Origin of the sequence: Elioraea tepidiphila DSM 17972, from assembly GCF_000378465.1 — a bacterium.
In the GTDB taxonomy this organism is placed as follows: Bacteria; Pseudomonadota; Alphaproteobacteria; order Acetobacterales; family Acetobacteraceae; genus Elioraea; species Elioraea tepidiphila.
Genome location: NZ_KB899929.1, coordinates 72,937 through 95,275 on the forward strand (window position 1 = coordinate 72,937; position 22,339 = coordinate 95,275).

Annotated in this window: 19 protein-coding genes; 16 read left to right on the top strand and 3 right to left on the bottom strand. The window is 71.7% G+C overall.

Going from position 1 to position 22,339, the window contains the following annotated elements; translation table 11 throughout:
* Positions 1–71: 71 nt before the first annotated feature.
* Complete coding sequence (locus F563_RS0115320) at positions 72–2,096, bottom strand: 4Fe-4S dicluster domain-containing protein (protein WP_019015566.1); 2,025 nt, start codon at positions 2,094–2,096, stop codon at positions 72–74.
* A 99-nt stretch (positions 2,097–2,195) separates the two neighbouring features.
* On the opposite strand from F563_RS0115320, the gene F563_RS0115325 reads away from it, so the two are divergent.
* From F563_RS0115325 to F563_RS0115385, 13 genes are all read left to right on the top strand, one after another.
* On the top strand, positions 2,196–2,918 hold the full coding sequence (locus tag F563_RS0115325; protein WP_019015567.1) for a biotin/lipoate--protein ligase family protein: 723 nt from the start codon (positions 2,196–2,198) through the stop codon (positions 2,916–2,918).
* The gene (locus F563_RS0115330; RefSeq protein ID WP_026299626.1) at positions 2,915–3,457 is read left to right on the top strand and encodes a DUF6505 family protein; all 543 of its coding nucleotides are present in this window, start codon (positions 2,915–2,917) and stop codon (positions 3,455–3,457) included. The genes F563_RS0115325 and F563_RS0115330 overlap by 4 nt, the downstream gene beginning before the upstream one ends.
* A complete protein-coding gene (locus tag F563_RS0115335; protein ID WP_019015569.1) occupies positions 3,454–4,479 on the top strand; it encodes a DUF6352 family protein in 1,026 nt (341 codons plus the stop codon). The genes F563_RS0115330 and F563_RS0115335 overlap by 4 nt, the downstream gene beginning before the upstream one ends.
* 10 nt (positions 4,480–4,489) lie before the next feature.
* Positions 4,490–5,002, top strand: a complete 513-nt coding sequence (locus F563_RS0115340; RefSeq protein WP_019015570.1) for a DUF3305 domain-containing protein — start codon at positions 4,490–4,492, stop codon at positions 5,000–5,002.
* The gene (locus F563_RS22835; protein ID WP_019015571.1) at positions 4,989–5,609 is read left to right on the top strand and encodes a DUF3306 domain-containing protein; all 621 of its coding nucleotides are present in this window, start codon (positions 4,989–4,991) and stop codon (positions 5,607–5,609) included. The genes F563_RS0115340 and F563_RS22835 overlap by 14 nt, the downstream gene beginning before the upstream one ends.
* A 181-nt stretch (positions 5,610–5,790) precedes the next feature.
* On the top strand, positions 5,791–6,396 hold the full coding sequence (locus tag F563_RS0115350) for a TorD/DmsD family molecular chaperone (protein WP_019015572.1): 606 nt from the start codon (positions 5,791–5,793) through the stop codon (positions 6,394–6,396).
* Between the two features lie 38 nt (positions 6,397–6,434).
* Complete coding sequence (locus F563_RS0115355; protein WP_019015573.1) at positions 6,435–6,641, top strand: twin-arginine translocation signal domain-containing protein; 207 nt, start codon at positions 6,435–6,437, stop codon at positions 6,639–6,641.
* Between the two features lie 24 nt (positions 6,642–6,665).
* On the top strand, positions 6,666–9,605 hold the full coding sequence (locus F563_RS0115360; protein WP_019015574.1) for a formate dehydrogenase subunit alpha: 2,940 nt from the start codon (positions 6,666–6,668) through the stop codon (positions 9,603–9,605).
* 23 nt (positions 9,606–9,628) lie between these two features.
* Positions 9,629–10,225 carry a formate dehydrogenase FDH3 subunit beta gene (fdh3B, locus tag F563_RS0115365; RefSeq protein WP_019015575.1) on the top strand — a complete coding sequence of 199 codons (597 nt, stop codon included), beginning with the start codon at positions 9,629–9,631 and terminating at the stop codon, positions 10,223–10,225.
* A 65-nt stretch (positions 10,226–10,290) separates the two neighbouring features.
* The gene (locus F563_RS0115370) at positions 10,291–11,319 is read left to right on the top strand and encodes a formate dehydrogenase subunit gamma (protein ID WP_019015576.1); all 1,029 of its coding nucleotides are present in this window, start codon (positions 10,291–10,293) and stop codon (positions 11,317–11,319) included.
* Between the two features lie 61 nt (positions 11,320–11,380).
* Complete coding sequence (gene mobB / locus F563_RS0115375; protein ID WP_019015577.1) at positions 11,381–11,899, top strand: molybdopterin-guanine dinucleotide biosynthesis protein B; 519 nt, start codon at positions 11,381–11,383, stop codon at positions 11,897–11,899.
* A gap of 4 nt (positions 11,900–11,903) precedes the next feature.
* Positions 11,904–13,160 (top strand): molybdopterin molybdotransferase MoeA, encoded by a 1,257-nt coding sequence (locus F563_RS0115380; RefSeq protein WP_019015578.1) that lies wholly within the window; start codon positions 11,904–11,906, stop codon positions 13,158–13,160.
* 10 nt (positions 13,161–13,170) lie between these two features.
* On the top strand, positions 13,171–16,443 hold the full coding sequence (locus F563_RS0115385; RefSeq protein WP_019015579.1) for an error-prone DNA polymerase: 3,273 nt from the start codon (positions 13,171–13,173) through the stop codon (positions 16,441–16,443).
* Positions 16,444–16,452: 9 nt separating this feature from the next.
* Here F563_RS0115385 and putA read toward each other — a convergent pair whose 3' ends face one another.
* Together putA and F563_RS24905 are read right to left on the bottom strand one after the other, a co-directional pair.
* A complete protein-coding gene (gene putA, locus F563_RS0115390) occupies positions 16,453–20,136 on the bottom strand; it encodes a trifunctional transcriptional regulator/proline dehydrogenase/L-glutamate gamma-semialdehyde dehydrogenase (RefSeq protein WP_019015580.1) in 3,684 nt (1,227 codons plus the stop codon).
* Positions 20,137–20,178: 42 nt separating this feature from the next.
* Entirely contained in the window at positions 20,179–20,517 is a 339-nt protein-coding gene (locus tag F563_RS24905) for a TraR/DksA family transcriptional regulator (RefSeq protein ID WP_019015581.1), read from the bottom strand.
* An 85-nt stretch (positions 20,518–20,602) separates the two neighbouring features.
* Here F563_RS24905 and F563_RS0115400 point away from each other — a divergent pair, with 85 nt between their 5' ends.
* The 3 genes from F563_RS0115400 to F563_RS25405 all read left to right on the top strand — a co-directional run.
* The gene (locus F563_RS0115400) at positions 20,603–21,673 is read left to right on the top strand and encodes a tartrate dehydrogenase (RefSeq protein ID WP_019015582.1); all 1,071 of its coding nucleotides are present in this window, start codon (positions 20,603–20,605) and stop codon (positions 21,671–21,673) included.
* 98 nt (positions 21,674–21,771) lie between these two features.
* The gene (locus F563_RS0115405) at positions 21,772–22,011 is read left to right on the top strand and encodes a hypothetical protein (protein ID WP_019015583.1); all 240 of its coding nucleotides are present in this window, start codon (positions 21,772–21,774) and stop codon (positions 22,009–22,011) included.
* Between the two features lie 147 nt (positions 22,012–22,158).
* A partial coding sequence (locus F563_RS25405) for a helix-turn-helix domain-containing protein (protein WP_245557129.1) occupies positions 22,159–22,339 on the top strand: 181 nt, incomplete at its 3' end.

Sequence of the window (22,339 nt, forward strand, 5' to 3'; positions counted from 1 at the left end):
GGGGGTGGGAGTGCAGGGGGAGGGGCCGAGGCGTCTCGTAGCGCGCGGCCGTGCCACCAGCCCCGCGCGCCCTAAACCCCTTCCCCGCCGTCCTTCTTGTAGTCGTCGCTGGTGACGATGCGCGGCCGCGGCGGCCCGGCGTAGGGGTCGATGCCTTCGCCCTCGGTGACGGCGATCACGCGGCAGTCCTCGCACATGCGGATGAGATCCAGGTTCGCCGCGCTGCCCTTGTACATCCAGTGGCTGGCGGCGAGTCTGGCGGCGACGCGCTCGACGGTGCTCTTCACGCCGAAGGGTTTGCCGCAGCGGATGCAGGCGAAGGGGTCCTCCTCCTTGATCACGCGCGGCTGGGATGCCTCGGGCGCGACGTTCAGCCGCGGTTCCAGCGTGATCACCTTCTCGGGGCACGTATTGGCGCAGAGGCCGCACTGCACGCAGGCCTCCTCGGTGAAGCTGAGCATCGGCCGGTCGGGGTTGTCGCGCAGCGCGCCGGTCGGGCAGGCGGCGACGCAGGCGAGGCACAGCGTGCAGCCGGCGACGTTCACGTGCACGGTTCCGAACGGCGCCTTCTCCGGTAGCGGAATGATCTCGACCGGCGTGGGGGCGGCCTTGTGCAGCTCCTTGAGTGCGGTCTGCATCACGCCGCGCTTGTCGCCCATCGGCAGGAAGCTGCGCGGGGCGATGGTGCCGTCGCGGTCCGGCAGGGCGACGAGGCGGGCGGCGAGGGTGTCGGGATCGTCGGCGCGCAGCATGGCGGCCCGGTCGGCGCCGAACCCCCAGCCCCGAAGCACCGTGTCGGCGAGCGCGAGGGTGCGGTCCAGCGCGGCGAGGTCGTCGCGGTGGCGGGCGCCGAGCAGCACGCGAAGTTCCGCCGCACCGTAGGCGAAGGCGGCGGCGACCGTCTCGATGCCGAGTGCGGTGACCTCGTTCACCTGGAACGGGATCACATGCGCGGGCAGGCCGTCGCCGAAGCGGGCAAGCGCGTCGAGCAGAGGGGCGCCGTGGTCGCCCTCGTGGACAAGCACAACCCCACGCCTGCCACCCGCCTCGGCATAGGCGAGCAGCGTGGCGCGCAGCCGGCGCAGCAGCGCATCGGCGGGCGGCAGCGCGTAGGACGCGGCTCCCGTGGGGCAGACGGACGCGCAGGAGCCGCAGCCGGCGCAGATCATGGTGTCGATCGCGACATGATCCCCGGCGGGCTGAATGGCGCCGACCGGACAGAGATCGAGGCAGCGCGTGCAGCCGGTCCTCTTCGAACGGGAATGCGCGCAGAGAGTGTCGGTGAAGGTGACGAAGCGCGGCTTGTCGAACTGCCCGACCAGTTCGGCCGCCTTGTAGATCGCCTTCTGCACCGCCACCGGATCGTTCGGATCGGCGCGCAGATAGCCCGGGCGCTTGTGCGGGGCCGGGAACAGCGGTGTCGCGCCCGAGATGTCGAGGATGACGTCGCAGCGGCTCGTCGCACCGTCGCGCGGGGCGCCGAAGGCAAGCCGCGCGCGCGAGGACGGCGCGGGCAGGGCGTAGTCGTCCACCGTGAGCTCGAAGGCGCCGAGATGGCCGCGCGCGCGCGCGATCGTGCCCTTCACCACCGGAAAGGTGGTGGTCGCGGGCGGGGTGATGTCCTTGGGCCTGGTCAGCAGCACGGTCAGGTTCAGCCGGTCGGCGAGCTGCTGCGCCGCCTCGATCGCCGTCTCGTCGCGGCCATAGACGAGCGTGACGCCCTCGGAACGGTAGGAGACGATCGGGGTGGCCGGCATGGGCTCGGCGGCGCCGGCGAGCAGCGCGGCGATCTTCGGTGTCGCCCGCCTGGCCTCGCGGCTCCAGCCGGCGTGCTCGCGGATGTTCACCGTGTCGAGCCGGAAGGCATGGCCCGCATCCTCGGCGCGCTCGGCGAACAGCGGTGCCTCCTGGGTGCAGGCGACCGTGACGTCGCCGCCGCCGAGCGCGGCCTCGAACCGCGCGAACTCGGCCCGGCAGAGCTGGCGCGCGCCCTGCAGGCGAGCCCCCCTGCACGCACGGGCGAGGGCTGCCTCGTCGAGCGGCATCGTGTCCTCGCAGGTGCACACGAAGACCGTCCGCCCCGCCGGCTCTGCCATTCCCGTTCCCTCGCCTGTGAAATCGCCCCGCTGGCCCATATATGACGGCGATCGCAGGGCTCACAGGGGCCTGAGGAGGCCGGAGGGACGGAACGTCGGATGCGGGCAGAGGCACGCGGGCTCGATCTGCCGCCGCTCTATCGCGAGGTGCGGCTCCGCGAGGCGGGCGACGCCTTCGTCCGCGCCTGCGCGATCGCGCCCGAGGCGGGTGCCGGCACGCTGGTCTGGTCCCGCAGCCCGCGCCTGTTCGACGTCGCCGTGGTGCTGGAACCGGCCATGCCGCTCGTCCGTGCGCGCAACGCGCTCTATGTCGGCATGACCGCGCTCGCGGACGCGCTCGCCGTGCATGCGCCGCCGGAGAACCCGATCAGCTTCGTCTGGCCCGATCTCGTCGAGGTCAACGGCGGCGCGGTGGGCGGGGTGCGGCTCGCCTGGGAGGAGGTGGGCGCGCTGCGCGCCCCGGCCTGGATGGTGCTGCACGCCGCGCTCCGGCTGGTGCTGGACGAGGGGGGCGAGCCCGGCGAGACCCCCGGCGTGACGGCGCTGGCCGAGGAGGGCTATCGCGAGCTCGACGGCGCGACGCTCGCGGAATCCTATGCGCGCCACCTGATGGCCGGGCTGCACGACTGGCAGGACCAGGGGTTCTCCGCGGTCGCCACGCGCTATCTCGAACGGCTGGACCGGCCGCGCGCGGCCGCACGCGGGCTCGATCCCTCGGGCGATCTGCTGCTGCGCGCCGAGGACGGGACCGAGACGCGCCACGCCCTGGCGCCGGCCCTCGCGATGCCGTCCTGGCTGCACATCGCGGGGCTCGACGCATGAGCCGGCCGATGCTGCGCACGATCCGGCTCGATCCCTCGGACACGATCGTGTTCGAGCGCGCGGCCGAGCCGGGCGAGCCCGCGGTGGTGGGCGGGTTCATGTTCTGGGACGCCGACCCGGAGACGCTCGCCGGCAAGGCGCGCCAGGCGTTCCGCGCCGGGTTCCTGGGCGTGGAGAGCTTCGGCTGGTCCACGCTCGCGACCGTCGGCAGCGCGACGGCGCTCGAGCGCGAGGCGGCGGTGACGGCGCTCGCCGCGGCGATCCGCGACCGGTTCGGCGCGCCGTCGCTTGAGGCCGCGCGCGCCGCGGCCGAGGAGGAGCTCGCCTATGCCGAGGGGCTGTGCGCGGGCCATGAGCCCGGCACGGTGATCGCGCTCAGCCGGACCGTGGAAGGTGGTGCGATCCGCGAGCGGTTCCGCACCCTGAAGCCGCGCGGGGCGCCGCAGGCCCTGCCGGTGATCGGGCTGGTGCGCGGCGACGGCGAGGACGAGCCGGCCGAGGCGGTCGATCTGGTGGCATTGATGAAGGGGGAGCGATGAGCCGCGACTTCTGGCTCGCCTGCGGCCACCACCTGACCGGGCGCAACGACGCCGGCGGCCTGCTCGTCACCGATGCACTGCTCGCCGCCTGGCTCGCCCGGCCTGAACTCGTGCCCCCGGATGAGGCCTGCGATGCCGAGCGCGCGCTGCACGCCGCGCTGCTGGCCGAGCCGCGGCGGCGGGTCGCCGAGGGCGTGGTCGCGGGGCTCGCCGATCCGGATGCGCGCGAGAACTGGCAGGTCTGGCTCGGGTTCCGCGACCACCTGCTCGCCCATCCGACCATCGAGGCCGGCTACGCTGCGCTGTTCCGCCGCGACCTCGCCGGGATCCCGCCGCTGTTCCTCGCCCAGCTCGTGCAGCTGATCCTGCGCAATGTGCTGGACGGCTGCGACGACCCGCTGCGGCTGCGCGCGGCCGAGCTCTTCTTTCGCCCCCAGCGCGCCTCGACCGAGGGCGGCAATCTGCTGCTCGCCGACGAGGAGGTGGTGGAGCGGGCGGCGCGCACCGGGGGGTTCGGCACGCTCGGCGCGCTGATCGCCGAGGCCGGCACCCAGCTCCGCTCGGTCGAGCTCGACGTGCTGTCGGCCGGGAACGCGGCGCTCTACTGGGACCGCTCCGACCTGCACGACACCGTGCTCGACCTCACCTTCGGCCGCGAGGGCCAGGACGCGCTCGCACGCGTGATCGAGGCCTGGGTCCGGCACATGGCCGGCGCTGCCGTCTCCGTGCAGCCGCTCCAGACCATCCATGACGAGGCCTGGGCCTGGTATGTCGGCCTGGACGCCGAGGCCTCGGCGATCGTGGGGCGGCTCTGGAGCGGCGAGGCGGTCGATCCCGAGGCGCTGGGGCGGATCGCCGCGCTGTACCGCCTGGACTTCGCCGATCCGGCCGAGATGCTGCCGCGCGTCGCCGGGCGGCCCGTGTATCTCGCGCTGGCGATGGATCAGGCCAAGCGCGTGCGGCTCAAGCCGCAGAACCTGATCGAGAACCTGCCGCTCGCGCGCGGCCGGGCGGCGGCCTGAGGGCGGCGCCATGGAGGAGTTCCGCATTCCCGTCTCCGTGATCGTCGAACGGCGACCCGCATCCAGTCCCTGGATCGACCATGTCTGGATGCCGGTGGCCGTGCTGCCGGCGCCGACCGTGGCGAAACCCTGGACCGTGCTGCACCGCAACAACGGCCTGACCGCCTACATCGCCGGCCAGGCGGAGGTGGAGCTCCACCCCTCGGACACGGTCGGCTACAAGGCGAATCTCGAGTCCGGGCGGCCGATGCTCTGGGTGGTGCTGCGCCCCTGCCTGGACGAGCCGGGGATGGAACTGCACCGCGTGCTCGCGGACCCCACCGAGGCCGAGGCGCTGGTGACCGTGGGCGGCGAGGAGGTGATCGAGCCGGTGCCCATGCCGGGACCGGTGCGCGAGGCCATCGAGGCATTCGTCGCCGCGCACCACCGTGACCGCGGCTTCGTCAAGCGCAGGCGCGACCGCGCCGATCCGGAGGCGCTGGCGTCGCGGCCGCGCGCCGGAGGTCCGCATGGCCGAGGCTGAGGATCGCGAAGGGTTCCTCGCCCGCTGGTCGCGCCGCAAGCGCGCCGCACGCGAGGGCGTCGAGCCGCCCGAGCCCCAGCCGGCGGAGCCCGTGCCGGTCCGGGCCGAGCCTGCGGCCGCGCCGGAGCCGGAGGAGCCGATCGACCTCTCGACGCTGCCGAAGATCGAGGAGCTCACGCCCACGAGCGACATCACGGCGTTTCTTCGCAAGGGCGTGCCGCTTTCGCTCCGCAACGCCGCGCTCCGGCGCATGTGGTCGCTCGATCCGGCGATCCGCGACTACATCGGGCCGGTGGACTATGGCTGGGACTGGAACACGCCCGGCGGCGCGCCGGACTACGTCGCCGAGATCGGCGAGACCCCCGAGATTCGCGACCTGGTGGCGCGGATGCTCAGCCCCGCGCCGCCCCAGGCGGAGCCCGAGCGGCCGCCGGAGCGGGAGGCCGCGCGACCCGAGCGGCTGGCAGCCGAACCGGGGCCGACGGTCATCGCACCTCCGGCGGTCACGGTGGCGGATGCGAAGCCCGCCGATGCCGACGGGACGCCGTCGCCCGACCCGCTCCCCCCTGCTCCGCGGCCGCGCCACGGCGGAGCCATGCCTTCCTGACAATTCCGACTGATCTGGTCGGATTTCCCCGTGCCGCGGCTCCCGTTCACGGCCCTGCGCGCGGCGCTCCGGCCGTGCGAGGACACTTGGATTCCCGTGAACATTCGGCATAGACTCCGAAGCAAGGCTGCGCCCGGGAGCGAAAGGGCGCGCCAACAGGAGCGTTCGGGGACCATTGGGCGTGGGGAACGTTCTGCCGGCTGTTGCGAGTGCTGACCGCGAGACCGAGGCGGGGCGCGCGCGCGTCTACGCGCTGCTCGCGGCGCTGCTCGCGCGCGCGCCCGATCGCGCGTTGCTCGACCGGCTCGCCGCCCTCGGTCCGGACGGAACGCCGCTCGGCGAGGCGCTGGGCGCACTCGGCGAGGCCGCGCGCACGGCGCGGGCCGAGGCGGTCGAGCGCGAATTCCACGACCTGTTCATCGGGCTCGGGCGCGGCGAACTGCTGCCTTATGCGAGCTACTACCTCACCGGGTTCCTCCACGAGCGCCCGCTCGCCAAGCTGCGCGGCGATCTCGCCGCCCTCGGCGTCGAGCGGGCGGAGGGCGTGGCCGAGCCCGAGGATCACATCGCCACGCTCTGCGAGGTGATGGCCGGGCTGATCGACGGCAGCCTCGGCGACGGCGCCGAACACGACCGGCGCATCTTCGAGCGCCATCTCCGCCCCTGGGCGGAACGGTTCTTCGCCGACCTGGAGCAGGCCGAGGCGGCGCGCTTCTATCGCGCGGTCGGCCGGTTGGGCCGGATTTTCATCGGGATCGAAACGGAGGCGTTCGCGCTGCCGGCATGAGCGGGCGCGCGGCACGAGGTCGAAAGGGAGCGACGGGCATGAGCAAGGACACGATCGAGACCGGGGCGCGTCGGCGCTTCCTGCGCACGCTCGGTGTGGCGGGCGCGGCGGCTGCAACCCTGCCGCTGGCGGGCGCGAAGCCGGCCGCCGCGCGGGAGAGCCGCGAGGAGATGAAGAAGCGCCGCTACCAGGCGAATTCGCCCGACGTGCAGGCCTTCTACCGCACCAACCGTTACGAGCGCTGACGCGGACGCAAGGGAGGAACGCCGATGCTGATCAAGCGCAGCGACGCAACCCGGGCCCGGGGCGGGATCGCCCAGGCCTTTGCATCCTTCTCCGCCGGCGCGCTCGACCGCCGCGCCTTCCTGCGCCGCTCGGGCGTGGCCGCCGGCGGCCTCGCCGCCGTCGCGGGGCTCGGCGCCGGCACGGTGAAGCGGGCCGAGGCCGGGCCGATGCAGCCCGGCGTGCCGGTCGAGGTGAAGAAGAACATCTGCACCCACTGCTCGGTCGGCTGCACCGTCACCGCCGAGGTGCAGAATGGCGTCTGGGTCGGCCAGGAGCCGACCTGGACCAGCCCGATCAACCGCGGCACGCACTGCGCCAAGGGCGCGGCGATCCGCGAACTCGTGCACGGCGACCGCCGGCTCAAGTATCCGATGAAGCTCGCCGGCGGGCAGTGGCAGCGCATCTCGTGGGATCAGGCGATCAACGAAATCGGCGACAAGCTGCTCCAGGTGCGCGAGCAGTCCGGACCCGATGCGGCGTTCTTCCTCGGCTCGGCCAAGTTCTCGAACGAGGGCGCCTATCTGTTCCGCAAGTTCACCGCCTTCTGGGGCACGAACAACGTCGATCACCAGGCGAAGATCTGCCACTCGACCACGGTCGCCGGCGTGGCGAACACCTGGGGCTACGGCGCGCAGACGAACTCCTACAACGACATCCGCAAGTCCAAGACCGTCATCATCATGGGCGGCAACCCGGCGGAGGCGCATCCCGTGTCCTTGCAGCACGTGCTGCAGGGCAAGGAGCAGAACCGCGCCAACCTGATCGTGATCGAGCCGCGCTTCACCCGCACGGCAGCGCACGCGACCGAGTTTGTGCGCATGCGCCCGGGCACCGACATCCCCGCGCTGTGGGGCATCCTCTGGCACATCTTCGAGAACGGCTGGGAGGACAAGGAGTTCATCCGCCAGCGGGTGTACGGCATGGACGACGTCCGCAAGGAGGTTGCGAAGTGGACGCCCGACGAGGTCGAGCGCGTCACCGGCATCCCCGGCGCGCAGCTCCGCCGGGTGGCGGAGAAGTTCGCCAAGGAGAAGCCAGGTACGCTCGTCTGGTGCATGGGCATGACGCAGCACACGGTCGGTACGGCGAACGTGCGTGCGGCCTGCATCCTGCTGCTCGCGACCGGCAATGTCGGTGCCCCGGGCACGGGGGCGAACATCTTCCGCGGCCACTGCAACGTGCAGGGGGCGACCGATCTCGGCGTCGACAACACCACACTGCCGCTCTACTACGGGCTCGACGAGGGCGCGTGGCGGCACTGGGCGCGCGTCTGGGACGTCTCCTATGACTATCTGCGCGGCCGCTTCGGCCCGCCGGGTGCGGATGACGCGGCGCGCAAGCGGATGATGGAGATGCCCGGGATCACCTCGACCCGGTATCTCGACATCACGATGCTGCCGCAGGACCAGTTGGAGCAGGGCCAGCCGAACCTGCGCGCGATGGTGGTATTCGGCCATGGCGGCAACACCGTGGTGCGCATGCCCGAGGCGCAGAAGGCGCTCGACAAGCTTGACCTTCTGGTCGTCGCCGACCCGCATCCGACCACCTTCGCGGTGCTGCACAATCGGCGCGAGAATACCTACCTGCTGCCGATCTGCACACAGCTCGAATGCAACGGCAGCCGCACCGCCTCGAACCGCTCGCTGCAATGGGGCGAGCAGATCATCAAGCCGATCTTCGAGAGCAAGACCGACTACGAGGCGCTCTACCGCCTTGCCGAGAAACTCGGCTTCGCGCAGGAGATGTTCAAGAACATCACCGTGCGCGGCAAGGAGCCGGAGGCGGAAAGCGTGCTGCGCGAGATCAACCGCGGCGGCTGGTCCACCGGCTATTGCGGCCAGTCGCCGGAGCGGCTGAAGGCGCATATGCGCCACCAGCAGCACTTCGACCTGGTGACGCTGCGCGCGGGGCCGGATGCACCGGAGGAGGTGCGCGGCGACTACTACGGCCTGCCCTGGCCGTGCTGGGGCAAGCCGGAGTACCGTCATCCCGGCACGCACCAGCTCTACAACACCCATCTGCACGTGAAGGACGGCGGCGGCACGTTCCGTGCGCGCTTCGGCGTCGAGCGCAACGGCGAGACGCTGCTGGCCGAGGGCAGCTACTCCGTCGGCTCGCAGATCCAGGACGGCTATCCGCAGTTCACCTACGGCGTACTCAAGCGCCTCGGCTGGGATGCCGACCTGACCGACGAGGAGCGCGCGACCATCGAGCGGATCGGCGGCAACGCCCCGGACAACGTGTCCTGGGCGACCGACCTCTCCGGCGGCATCCAGCGCGTGGCGCTCGAGCACGGCTGCATCCCGTTCGGCAACGGCAAGGCGCGGGCGAATGCCTGGAACCTGCCCGACCCGATCCCGGTGCACCGCGAGCCGATCTACACGCCGCGGCCCGATCTGGTCGCGAAGTACCCGACGCGCGACAACTTCCGTGCACACCGCGCGCCGAACATCGGCCACACGGTGCAGAAGCAGGCGGTCGAGCGGAACATTCCGCGCGACTTCCCGCTGGTGTTCACCTCGGGCCGTCTGGTGGAGTACGAGGGCGGCGGCGAGGAAACCCGCTCCAACAAGTGGCTGGCCGAACTGCAACAGGACATGTTCGTCGAGATCAATCCGGCGGACGCGGCCGCGCGCAACATCACCGATGGCGCCTGGGTGCTGGTGCAGGGGCCGGAGATGCCGCGCGACAAGTTCCTGCGCGTCAAGGCGCTGGTGACCGAACGCGTCGGCCGCGGCGTGGTGTGGATGCCGTTCCACTTCGCCGGCTGGTTCATGCAGGAGGATCAGCGTCCGAAATACCCGCAGGGGACCGACCCGATCGTGCTCGGCGAGAGCGCGAACACGGTCACCAGCTACGGCTTCGACCCGGTCACCTCGATGCAGGAGACCAAGTGCACGCTCTGCCAGATCCGGGCGGCGTGAAGGGCTAGGGAGGAGAGATCGTCATGGCCCGCATGAAGTTCCTCTGCGACGCGGACCGCTGCATCGAGTGCAACGCCTGCGTCACCGCCTGCAAGAACGAGCACGAGGTGCCCTGGGGCATCAACCGCCGGCGCGTCGTCACCATCAATGACGGCAAGCCGGGCGAGCGCTCGATCTCGATGGCGTGCATGCACTGCACGGATGCGCCCTGCGCGGCGGTCTGCCCCGTCGACTGCTTCTACACCACCGCCGACGGGGTGGTGTTGCACTCCAAGGATCTGTGCATCGGCTGCGGCTACTGCTTCTATGCCTGCCCGTTCGGCGCGCCGCAGTATCCGCGGCTCGGCAATTTCGGCAGCCGCGGCAAGATGGACAAGTGCACCTACTGCGCCGGCGGCCCCGAGGCCGACAACACAGCCGCCGAGTACGCCAAGTACGGCTCGAACCGTCTCGCCCAGGGCAAGCTGCCGCTCTGCGCCGAGATGTGCTCGACCAAGGCGCTGCTCGCCGGCGACGGCGACATCATCGCCCAGATCTACGCCGAGCGTGTGACGACGCGCGGCTACGGCTCGGGCGCGTGGGGCTGGCGCACGGCCTACAAGGACATGGTGGCAGGCTGAGTTGGGATCGCGCCGGCGGCGGGATGGGACCCCGCCGCCGGCCTCTTCCGCGGGAGGATCACCGGATGAAGGGCATCACCACCCGGCTGCACGCGGCGCTCGTCGCGATCGTGCTGGGGCTGGGCATCGGCCTTGCCGCCGCCCCGGCAACCGCGCCCGAGGCGCTGGCGCAGGCGCCGGCCGCGCCGCCGGCCGCCAGCGAGCAGATGCTGTTCAACTACCTCCAGGGCGATGTGCGCGGGCGGGTGACGATCCCCGATCAGCGCGCCGCCATGCTGATCCAGCCGGCCGGGCGCGACTTCCAGACCTTCTGGCGCTCGACGATGAAGTGGATCGGCGGCATCGCCGTCGGCGGCATGCTGGTGGTGCTGGTGATCTTCTATCTGGTGCGCGGCACGATCCGCATCTCCGCCGGGCCTTCGGGGCGCACCATCCAGCGCTTCAACGGGGTCGAACGGTTCGCGCACTGGCTGACCGCCTCGACCTTCATCGTGCTCGGCATCACCGGGCTCAACATCACCTTCGGGCGCGAGCTGCTGCTGCCGATCCTGGGCCCCGACACCTTCACCGCCTGGTCCGAGCTCGGCAAGGTCGCGCACAACTTCCTGTCCTTCCCGTTCACCCTCGGCATCGCCCTGATGCTGGTGATCTGGATCAAGGACAACCTGCCCTCGCGCGTCGATGCGCAATGGTTCGCGCAGGGCGGCGGGCTGATCGGCAGCGCGCATCCGCCGGCGAGGAAGTTCAATGCCGGGCAGAAGCTGATCTTCTGGTCGGTGGTGCTGGGCGGGGCGGCGATCGCGGTCACCGGCTACATCATGATGTTCCCGTTCCAGTTCATCGCCACCGACATGGCCGGGATGCAGCTCGCGATCCAGCTGCACGGGATCATCTCGCTGGTGCTGATCGCGATCATCCTCGCGCACATCTATATCGGCTCGCTCGGCATGGAGGGGGCCTTCGCCGCGATGGGCTCCGGGCGGGTCGATCTGAACTGGGCCAAGGAGCATCACAGCCTCTGGGTCGACGAGATGATGAGCGGCGGGCGCGACGCGGCCGCACCCTCGGGGGCGCGCAGCGCCGGCGCCGACTGAGCCGCGCGCGACCGAGAGGAACCGGCCGGCGGAGCCCCTCCGCCGGCCGCAGACTGTGCGCATGAAGGTCTTCGGCATCACCGGCTGGTCCGGCTCGGGCAAGACCACGCTGCTCGTGCGGCTGATCCCGGCGCTGGTCGCGCGCGGGCTCAGCGTCTCGACCGTGAAGCACGCGCATCACGGCTTCGATGTCGATCGGCCGGGCAAGGACAGCTACGAGCATCGCCGCGCCGGTGCCACCGAGGTGCTGATCGGCTCGGCCAATCGCTGGGCGCTGATGCACGAGCTGCGCGGCGTGCCCGAGCCGGCGCTGCCCGAGCTGCTGGCGCGCATGAGCCCGGTCGATCTCGTGCTGGTGGAAGGGTTCAAGCGCAACCCGCATCCCAAGATCGAGGTCTGGCGCGCGGCCACCGGCAAGCCGCCGCTGTTCCCGGAGGATCCGCAGATCCTCGCCGTCGCCTCGGATGGCGCGGTGCCAGGATGCGCGCTGCCGCAGTTCGGGCTCGACGAGATCGACGCGATCGCGGGGTTCGTGGTTCGCGCGGTCGGGATCGCCGCGCGCGCGCGCGCCGTGGGCTGAGCGCATGGCGCAGCTCTCGGACGACTGCTTCGCGTTCGGCGGCGCGCTCATGCCGGTGGACGAGGCGCTGGCCGAGCTGCGCGCGCGGCTCCGTCCTGTCACCGGCATCGAACGCGTGACGCTGCACGAGGCGGCCGGGCGCATCCTCGCCGAGGACGTGATCGCCGCGGTCGATCTGCCGCCCTTCGCCAACAGCGCCGTGGACGGCTATGCCGTCCGCCACGCCGACCTCGCGCCCGACGCCGACACGATCCTGCCCGTCGGCGCGCGCGTGCCGGCGGGCGGCGCGCTCGGGCGCCCGATCCGTCCGGGCGAGGCGGTCCGCATCTTCACCGGCGCACCCATGCCCGAGGGCGCGGACACGGTGATGATGCAGGAGGATGCCGAGGTGTTGCCCGACGGACGGGTGCGGCTGCGCGCCGGGCTCAAGCGCGGGGCGAATGCGCGCGACGCGGGCGAGGATGTGCCGAAAGGCACCGTTGCGCTGCCGGCCGGGCGTCTGCTGCGACCACAGGATGTCGGCATGGCGGCGGCCCTCGGGTGCGACGCGATCGCCGTACGGGCGCGGCTGCGCGTCGCGCTGTTCTCGACCGGCGACGAGCTCGCCCCGCCCGGCGCGGCCCTGCCGCCGCTCAAGGTCTACGACAGCAACCGCTTCACCCTGCACGCGGCGCTCACGCGGCTCGGCTGCGCGGTGACCGATCTCGGCATCCTGCCGGACCGCGCCGAGGCCGTGGCCTCGGCCCTCGCCGAGGCCGCGCCCGCGCATGACCTGCTGCTGACCTCCGGCGGCGTCTCGACCGGCGAGGAGGATCATGTGAAGGCGGCGGTCGAGGCGGCGGGGTCCCTGTTCTTCTGGCGGCTCGCCATCAAGCCGGGCCGGCCCGTGGCGCTCGGCCAGGTGGGCGGCACCGCCTTCGCCGGGCTGCCGGGCAATCCGGTCGCGGTGGTGGTGACCTTCGTGCACGTGGTCCGCCCGCTCGCATTGCTGCTCGCGGGCGGGACGGCGGTGCCGCCGCTGCGCTTCCCCGTGCGTGCCGCGTTCCGCTACCGCAAGAAAGCCGGGCGGCGCGAGTATGTGCGCGCGAGCCTGGTGCCGGGCGAGGGGGGCGCGGTCGAGGCGCGCAACTTCCCGCGCGAGGGCGCGGGGCTGCTCTCCTCGCTGGTCCGGACCGACGGGCTGGTCGAGCTCGACGAGGCGGCGACCGGCGTCGCCCCCGGCGATCAGGTCGCGTTCCTGCCCTACAGCGAACTCCTGTAGGCTCTGCGCCATGGCCGTCGCCTATGCCGAACTTCAGGCGCTCTCGAACTTCTCCTTCCTCGAAGGGGCGAGCCACGCCGACGAACTGGTGCTCACCGCACGCGCGCTCGGGCTTGCCGCGCTCGCGATCACCGACCGCAACTCGGTCGCCGGACTGGTGCGCGCGCACGTCGCAGCGAAGGCGCAGGGCCTGCGCGTCCTGCCCGCCGCTCGGCTCGATCTCGAGGATGGCACGTCGTTCCTCTGCTACCCGACCGATCGCGCTGCCTGGGGCCGGCTCTGTCGGCTGATCTCGCTCGGCCGGCAGCGCGCGCCCAAGGGCGAGTGCCGGATCGGCCGTGCGGATCTGCTGGCGCACGCGGAGGGGCAGGTGCTGGTCGCGCTGCCGCCCGAAAGCGACCCCGGAACATTTAATGAACGATTGCGTGCCGATGCCGCCTCCCTCGCCGGCCGCACGACCCTGCCGCTGCATCTCGGCGCGAGCGTGCGGTATCGCGGCAACGACCAGCGCCGGCTCGACGATCTCTCCGCATTGGCCGCCGCCTGCGGCACGCCGCTCGTCGCGCTCGGCGATGTGCGTTTCCATGCGCCCGCGCGCCGCCCGCTTGCCGATGTGCTGAGCGCGATCCGGCTGCGCTGCACCGTCGATGCGCTTGGGCGCGCGGCGGAGGCGAACGCCGAGCGTCATCTCAAGGCGCCGGAGGAGGTCGCGCGCCTGTTCCGGCGCCATCCGGAGGCGGTTGCGCGCACGCTCGACATCGTCCGCGCTTGCTCCTTCTCGTTCGACGAGCTGCGCTACGAGTATCCCGAGGAGATCGCCGAGCCCGGCCAGACACCGCAGCAGACGCTGATCGCGCGCACGTGGGAAGGGGCGGCGGAACGCTGGCCAGGCGGCGTGCCGACGGAGGTGCGGGCACGCATCGAGCACGAGCTCGCGTTGATCGAGCGTCTGGACTACGCGCCCTATTTCCTCACCGTGCACGAGATCGTCGGTTTCGCCCGCGAGCGGGAGATCCTCTGCCAAGGTCGCGGCTCGGCCGCCAACTCGGCGGTGTGCTACGCGCTCGGCATCACCGCGGTCGATCCGGCGAGGCACGACCTGCTGTTCGAGCGCTTCGTTTCGGCCGCGCGCAACGAGCCGCCCGACATCGACGTCGATTTCGAGCACGAACGGCGCGAGGAGGTGATCCAGTGGATCTACGCGCGCTACGGGCGCGAACGCGCCGCCTTGGCTGCCACCGTGATCCACTGGCGCCATCGCATGGCGATCCGCGAGGTCGGGCGCGCGATGGGGCTGTCCGAGGACGTCACCGCGCGCATTGCCAAGGAAGCCTGGGGCCCCGGACGCGAGGGAACGCCTGCCGATCACGTCGAGGCGCTGGGGCTCGACCGCACGGACGATCGGCTCATGACGACACTCGCGCTCGCCGAGGAGCTGGTCGGTTTCCCGCGCCATCTCTCCCAGCATGTCGGCGGGTTCGTGATCACGCGCGGCCCGCTGGTCGAGCTCTGCCCGGTCGCCAATGCAGCGATGGCGGACCGCACGACGATCGAGTGGGACAAGGACGACATCGACGCGCTGGGCATCCTCAAGGTCGATGTGCTGGCGCTCGGGATGCTCACCTGCATCCGCAAGGCGTTCGACCTGATCGCCGCGCATCACGGCCGTCGCTACACGCTCGCGGCCGTGCCGCCCGAGGACCAGTCCGTCTATGCGATGCTTTCGCGCGCCGACTCGCTTGGCGTGTTCCAGGTCGAGAGCCGGGCGCAGATGGCGATGCTGCCGCGGCTGAAGCCCGCCACGTTCTACGACCTGGTGATCGAGGTCGCGATCGTCCGCCCGGGTCCGATCCAGGGCGACATGGTGCATCCGTATCTGCGGCGACGGAACGGCGAGGAGGCGGTGACCTTTCCCTCGCCCGAGCTGGAGGCGGTGCTCGGCCGGACGCTCGGCGTGCCGCTGTTCCAGGAGCAGGCGATGAAGATCGCGATCGTCGCCGCCGGGTTCACGCCCGACGAGGCCGACCGGCTGCGCCGCGCGATGGCGACGTTCCGCAATGTCGGCACGATCCACACCTTCCGCGACAAGCTGATCGAGGGCATGGCCGCGCGCGGCTACGACCGCGACTTCGCCGAGCGCTGCTTCAAGCAGATCGAGGGCTTCGGCACCTATGGCTTCCCCGAGAGCCATGCCGCGTCCTTCGCGCTGCTGGTCTATGTCTCGGCCTGGATCAAATGCCATTACCCGACGGTGTTCGCGGCCGCACTGCTGAACAGCCAGCCCATGGGGTTCTACGCGCCGGCGCAGATCGTGCGCGATGCGCGCAACCATGGCGTGGTGGTGCGGCCGCCGGACGTGAACGCGAGCCTGTGGGACTGCACATTGGAACCCTGCGCCGAGAGCGCGGGTGGGGTCGCGCTGCGGCTCGGCCTGCGCGAGGTGTCGGGGCTGAAGGAGGCCGAGGCGCAGGCACTCGTCGCGGCGCGTGCCGCCGGCAATGCGCGCCCCTTCGACAGCGTCGAGGAACTGGCACGGCGTACGCGGCTCGACCGCGCGCCGATCGAACGGCTCGCCGCGGCGGACGGCTTCGCCTCGCTCGGGCTGTCGCGTCGCGAGGCGCTGTGGCAGGCGCGTGCGATCGCGCCGCCCACGCCGCTGCTGGCCGGGGCCGAGGGCGATCTGTTCGCCGAACCTGCGCCTCGCCTGCCGGCGATGACCCTGGGCGAGCAGGTGGTCGCCGACTACGCCACGGTCGCGCTGTCGCTGAAGGCGCATCCCCTGGCGCTGCTGCGGCCTGAGCTGACGGCGCTGCGCTGCGCCGACACGCGCGCGCTGCTCGCGGCGCGACCGGGATCGCGCGTGCGCCTGGCCGGGCTCGTGCTGGTGCGTCAGCGCCCCGGCAGCGCCAAGGGCGTGGTGTTCGTCACCCTCGAGGACGAGCACGGCCATGCCAACCTGGTGGTGATGCCGGACGTGCTGCGGCGCGACCGCGCCGCGATCCTGGGCGCGCGGCTGATGGTGGTGGAGGGCGTGATCGAGCGGCAGGACTACGGGGCGGCGCCGATCATCCACATCCGCGCGCGGCGGATCGAGAACCGCACGACGCTGCTCGCCACGCTGCACGAGACGGGGGACGACGAGACGACCTGGGACGGCGCGATGGCGCGCGCCGACGAGGTGCGACGTCCGGCGCACAACGATCCGCGCGTCACGCCACCGAAACGGCCGCGCCTCGGTCCGGCGCCGGGCCGTTTCCTGCCCGGCAGCCGCGACTTCCACTGACCTTCGCGTTCAGGCGATGGTCATCAGGCTGGCATTGCCGCCCGCCGCGGCCGTATTCGTGCTGACGGCCCGCTCCGCCATCAGCAGACACGCCAGATCGTCATCGCCGACCGCCCCGACGGAGGCGGGACTGATCACGAAGACCGGCCGGACCGGCCCGTCGAGCGCGGCGACCTCGCGCGCGAACGCGCGCAGCGTGTCTGCCTCGCCCTCGACCAGCACCGCCGCGCAGGACGCCGCGTCGGCACGCTCCACGATCGTGACGTGTCGGCGCACGGTCTCGGGAAACCGGTCGAGCAGCGCGCGGTGCCCGGGTGCGAAGACATGGGCACGGTTGCCCGTCGCCAGCACCGCGCCGATCTGCGCGAGCAGTCCGAATGCGCTTGCCGCCAAGCAGAGCACGTTCCCGCGCGGGTGCAGCCGGTAGACGTTGCTCTCGCCGACCGGTCCCGGCAGCTCAAGCCGCAGGCCGAGACGCGAGGCGCGTGCGTAGTGACGGCAACGCGCGGCGGCGTCCCCATGGCTCCCGCCCTCCAGCCAGGCGATCCACTCGGCCGTGATGTCCGGCGGGGCTCCCGCCGGCAGCGCCGGTTCCGGCGGTCGCGCCGCGAGCAGGCGGCGCAGATAGAGCGGGCCGCCGGCCTTCGGCCCGGTGCCGGACAGACCATGCCCGCCGAAGGGCTGCACGCCCACGACGGCGCCGATGATCGTGCGGTTGACGTAGATGTTGCCGGCATGGATGCGGTCGGTCGCGCGTGCGATCGTCTCGTCGATGCGCGAATGCACGCCGAAGGTGAGCCCGTAGCCGGTCGCGTTGATGCGGTCGATCAGGGCGTCGAGCTCGTCGCGCGCGAACCGCACCACATGCAGCACCGGGCCGAACACCTCGCGGCCGAGTTCGCCGATGTCATCGAGCTCGATCAGGGTCGGCGCGACGAAGCTGCCCTCGCGGCAGGCCTCCGGCAGGTCGAGCGCATGCACGCGATGCCCCTTGGCCCGCATCGCGGCGACATGGGCGAGGATCGTCGCGCGCGCCTCGTCGGTGATCACCGGCCCGATATCGGTGGAGAGGCGGTCCGGGTTGCCGATGGCGAGCTCCGCCATCGCGCCCTTCAGCATCGCGAGCACGCGCTCGGCGATGTCGTCCTGCAGGCAGAGCACGCGCAGCGCCGAGCAGCGCTGCCCCGCGCTGTCGAAGGCGGAGGCGATCACGTCGGCCACCACCTGCTCGGGCAGGGCGGAGCTGTCGACGATCATCGCGTTCTGCCCGCCGGTCTCGGCGATCAGCGGCACGGGCCGGCCGTCGGGGTTCAGCCGCTCCGCGAGCGTGCGGTTGATCAGCCGCGCGACCTCGGTCGAGCCGGTGAACATCACGCCGCGCACGCGCGGATCAGAGACCAGCGCCGCGCCGACCCTGCCGTCGCCCGGCAAGAGCTGCACCGCGCCGGCCGGCACCCCCGCCTCGTGCAGCAGGCCGACCGCGAGGGAGGCGATCAGCGGCGTCTCCTCGGCGGGCTTGGCCAGCACCACGTTGCCGGCCGCGAGCGCGGCGGCCACCTGGCCGGTGAAGATCGCGAGCGGGAAGTTCCACGGGCTGATGCAGGCGATCGGACCGAGCGGGCGGTGTGTGGCGGTGTCGAAGCCGTCGCGCACGGCAGCGGCGTAGTAGCGCAGGAAATCCACCGCCTCGCGCACCTCGCCCACCGCGTTCGGCAGCGTCTTGCCGGCCTCGCGCACGATCGGGCCGATCAGGTCGTCGATACGCGCTTCCATCCGCTCGGCGGCCGCCAGCAGCAGGGCCGCGCGCTGCGCCGGCGGCGTCGCCTGCCATCCGGGCTGCGCCGCCTCGGCCACGTTGAGCGCCGCCGCGATGGCGACGTCGGTCGCATCCTCGCAGGTCCCGACGATGTCGGAGCGGTTGGCGGGGTTGCGCAGCTCGCGGCAAGGTCCCGATGCCGGTGACCCGGCACCGAGCAAAGGCCTCGCGTGCAGCCGCGTCGCGGTGCAGCGGATCAGCGTGTCGGCGAGGGCGGCGAGGCGCCGCTCGTCCGTCAGATCGAGCCCGGCGCTGTTCGCGCGATCGCGGAACAGCGCGCGCGGCAGCGCGATGCGCGGATGCGGCGCGCCCACCGGCACGATCTTCGCCGCCTCGGCAGCCGGATCGGCGATCAGCCCCTCCACCGGCACCGAGGCATCGCCGATTCTGTTGACGAAGCTCGAATTGGCGCCGTTCTCCAGCAGGCGCCGCACGAGATAGGGCAGCAGCGTCTCGTGCGTGCCGACCGGGGCGTAGATGCGGCAGGGCCGGTCGAGCCGGTCCGCCCCCACGACCTCCTCGTAGAGCGGCTCGCCCATGCCGTGGAGGCACTGGAACTCGTAGTCGCCGAGCCGGAACGCAGAGCCCGCCATCGCGAGGATGCTCGCCAGCGTCTGGGCGTTATGGGTGGCGAATTGCGGGAACACGCTCTCGCGCGCGTCGAGCAGCTTGCGCGCGCAGGCGAGGTAGCTGACATCGGTGTGGATCTTGCGCGTGAAGACCGGGAAATCCGCCTGCCCGTCCACCTGCGCGCGCTTGATCTCGCTGTCCCAGTAGGCGCCCTTCACCAGCCGGATCATCAGCCGGTGGCCGGAGCGCCGGGCGAGATCGAGCAGCCAGTCGATCACGAAGGGCGCGCGCTTCTGGTAGGCCTGCACGACGAAGCCGAGCCCCTGCCAGCCCGCGAGATCGGGCGCGAGGGCGAGCGCCTCGAACAGGTCGAGGGAGAGGTCGAGCCGCTCCGCCTCCTCCGCGTCGATGTTCAGGCCGATGTCGTGGCGCTGCGCGAGCCGCGCGAGATCGTGCAGCCGCGGCAGCAGCTCCGCCATCACGCGGCCGCGCTGGCTGCGGCTGTAGCGCGGGTGCAGCGCGGAGAGCTTGATCGAGATGCCCGGACCGGCATAGGGGCCGCGCCCTGCGGACTCCTTCCCGATCGCGTGGATCGCGGCCTCGTAGCTCTGCCGATACGCCGCCGCATCGGCTGCCGTGAGCGCGGCCTCGCCCAGCATGTCGTAGGAGTGCGTGAAGCCGCGCTCGACCAGCGCGCGGCTGTTTCCGATCGCCTCCTCGATGGTCTGGCCGGTGACGAACTGCTCGCCCAGCATGCGCATCGCGACATCGACGCCCATGCGGATCACCGGCTCGCCGCCGCGCAGGATCAGCCGCGTCAGCGCGCCCGCGAGCCCGGACTCGCTGCGCGTCGCCGTCAGCCGGCCGGTGATCAGCAGCCCCCAGGTCGCGGCGTTGACGAAGAGCGAGGGCGAATGGCCGAGATGCGCGCGCCAGTCGCCGGTCGCGATCTTGTCGCGGATCAGCGCGTCGCGGGTCGGCGCGTCGGGAATCCGCAGGAGCGCCTCGGCGAGGCACATCAGCGCAACGCCCTCCTGCGAGGAGAGCGCGAATTCCTGCATCAGCGCCTCGACCGTGCCGCGCCTGCCCTTCGCGCGCAGCGCCTCGACCAGCGCGCGGGCGGTACGCTGAACCTCCGCCTGCTGATCAGGCGCGAGCGTTGCCGCCTCGATCAACGGCGGCAGGCACTCGGGCTCGGCGCGGCGACAGGCGGCGGCGATGCGCGCGCGCAGCGGCGAGAGGCGCTGCACCGACCGCGCGAAGTCCCGGAACGGCTGGGGCGTGTCGAGCAGGACGGGTACGGACACGGGATCTCCTTGCGACGCGGTGTGCCCGGTCTGATGTCCAGTCTATCCCGATCGTGCCGCGCAGGTGATGCAGGTCGGCACCGCGGGGTCGAGCTCCAGGCGCTTCGGCGCGATCGTCCCGCCGCAGATCACGCACTCGCCATAGGTGCCCTCGTCGAGCCTCTTCAGCGCGGCGTCGATGCGGGCGATCTGCTGGCGCCTGCGCTCCTCGGTCGCGAGCGCCATGGCCTGCACCTGGAGCGAGTCCATGCGCGACAGCCGCCCGACGCTCTGCTGATCGACATCCACCGGCGCGCGCAGCTCGGCCGCGCCCTGGCTCATCTGCTCGAGGAGCGCGCGCTCGGCCTTGAGCCGCGTCCGGATCGCCTCCCTGTCCTGCATGGCTCGGCCTCCCGACCGACAGATTGACCCGATCCCGTCGCCTCGTCACTCTCCGCCGCCATCCGTCCCCAACGAGGAAGCACCGATGCCCGACCGCAGCTATCGCCTGGCCGTGATCCCCGGGGACGGGATCGGCAAGGAAGTCGTGCCGGAGGGATTGCGCGTGCTCGACGCCGCGGCCCGGCGCTTCGGCTTCGGCCTCACCCTCGCCGAGTACGACTGGTCCTGCGAAACATACCAGAAGACCGGGCGGATGATGCCCGAAGACGGTCTCGACCGGCTGCGCGAGAGCGATGCGATCTTCCTCGGCGCGGTCGGCTGGCCGGGCGTGCCGGACCACGTCTCGCTCTGGGGGCTCTTGATCCCGATCCGGCGCGGCTTCGACCAGTACGTGAACATGCGCCCGTGCAAGCTGATGCCGGGTGCGAGGACGCCGCTCGCCAATCGCGGCCCCGAGGACATCGACTTCGTCGTCGTGCGCGAGAACACCGAGGGCGAGTACTCGTCGCAGGGCGGGCGGATGTTCGAGGGCACCGAGCGCGAGTTCGTGATGCAGGAGAGCGTGTTCACCCGCGTCGGCGTGGACCGCATCCTGCGCTACGCGTTCGACCTCGCCCGCGCGCGGCCGAAGAAGCACCTGACGAGCGCGACCAAGTCGAACGGCATCACCTTCACCATGCCCTACTGGGACGAGCGCTTCGCCGCGATCGGCAAGGACTACCCCGATGTGCGTCAGGACCAGTACCACATCGACATCCTGTGCGCGCATTTCGTCCAGCACCCGGACTGGTTCGACGTGGTGGTCGGCTCGAACCTGTTCGGCGACATCCTCTCCGATCTCGGCCCCGCCGTCGCCGGGTCGATCGGTATCGCACCCTCGGCGAACATCGATCCGGAGAAGCGCTATCCCTCGATGTTCGAGCCGGTGCACGGCTCGGCGCCGGACATCGCCGGCAAGGGGATCGCCAATCCCGTCGGGCAGATCTGGTCGGGCGCGATGATGCTCGAGCATCTCGGCGAGACCGCCGCGGCAGCGGCGATCGTGGCGGCGATCGAGACCGTGCTCGAGCGCGGCCCGCGCACGCGCGACATGGGCGGCCAGGCCGGCACGGTCGATGTCGGACGCGCGATCGCCGAGGTCGTCGCGGCGGGCTGACACGCTCCGGTGTCGCCCGCTTGAAGAGGAACAGATTGGTCCGGTATAACTTGGGGTACCAGTTGCGAGTGAGTCGCAACTGACGCCGGAGACCTCGGATGGGCCGCGACTTCAGCCACATTGCCCGCCGCTGCGAACGCGCCGTCGTGTCGGCGTATCGCGAGTTGCGCGCGCACGGGGCGGCCGACCCCGAGGCGTTCCGCGCCTGCACCACGCTCTACCGCATCCACCATCCGGAGGCCTCGGTGAGCGAGGCGCGGCTGCTGGTGGCCGAGTGGATCGATCACCATGTCGTGCGCGGCAGCACCGCGGCGACTCCGGGATGCGCCTGCGACTGACGCCTGCCCGGCCGGCGGTGCCGGCACGTCCGGTTCTGGCGTTGCCCTCGTCTAGAGCCTGATTCCTTCTGGTGGAATCGGATTGGGTGTTCCGGCGCGTTTGGTTTTCTGATTCAAGCTGCTGGCTGGGCTGGAGGCCAGCAGCCGATGACCCGAGCCCTGTCCTGTGATCTGCGTGATCGCGTCGTGGCGGCCATGCGGAATGGCGCGAGTTGCCGCGAGGCGGCCAAGCTGTTCTCGGTGAGCGTGGCGAGCGCGGTGCGTTGGTCGCAGTTGTATCGCGCGACCGGCAGCACGGCGCCGCGGCCTCATGGTGCGCGGCGACGCC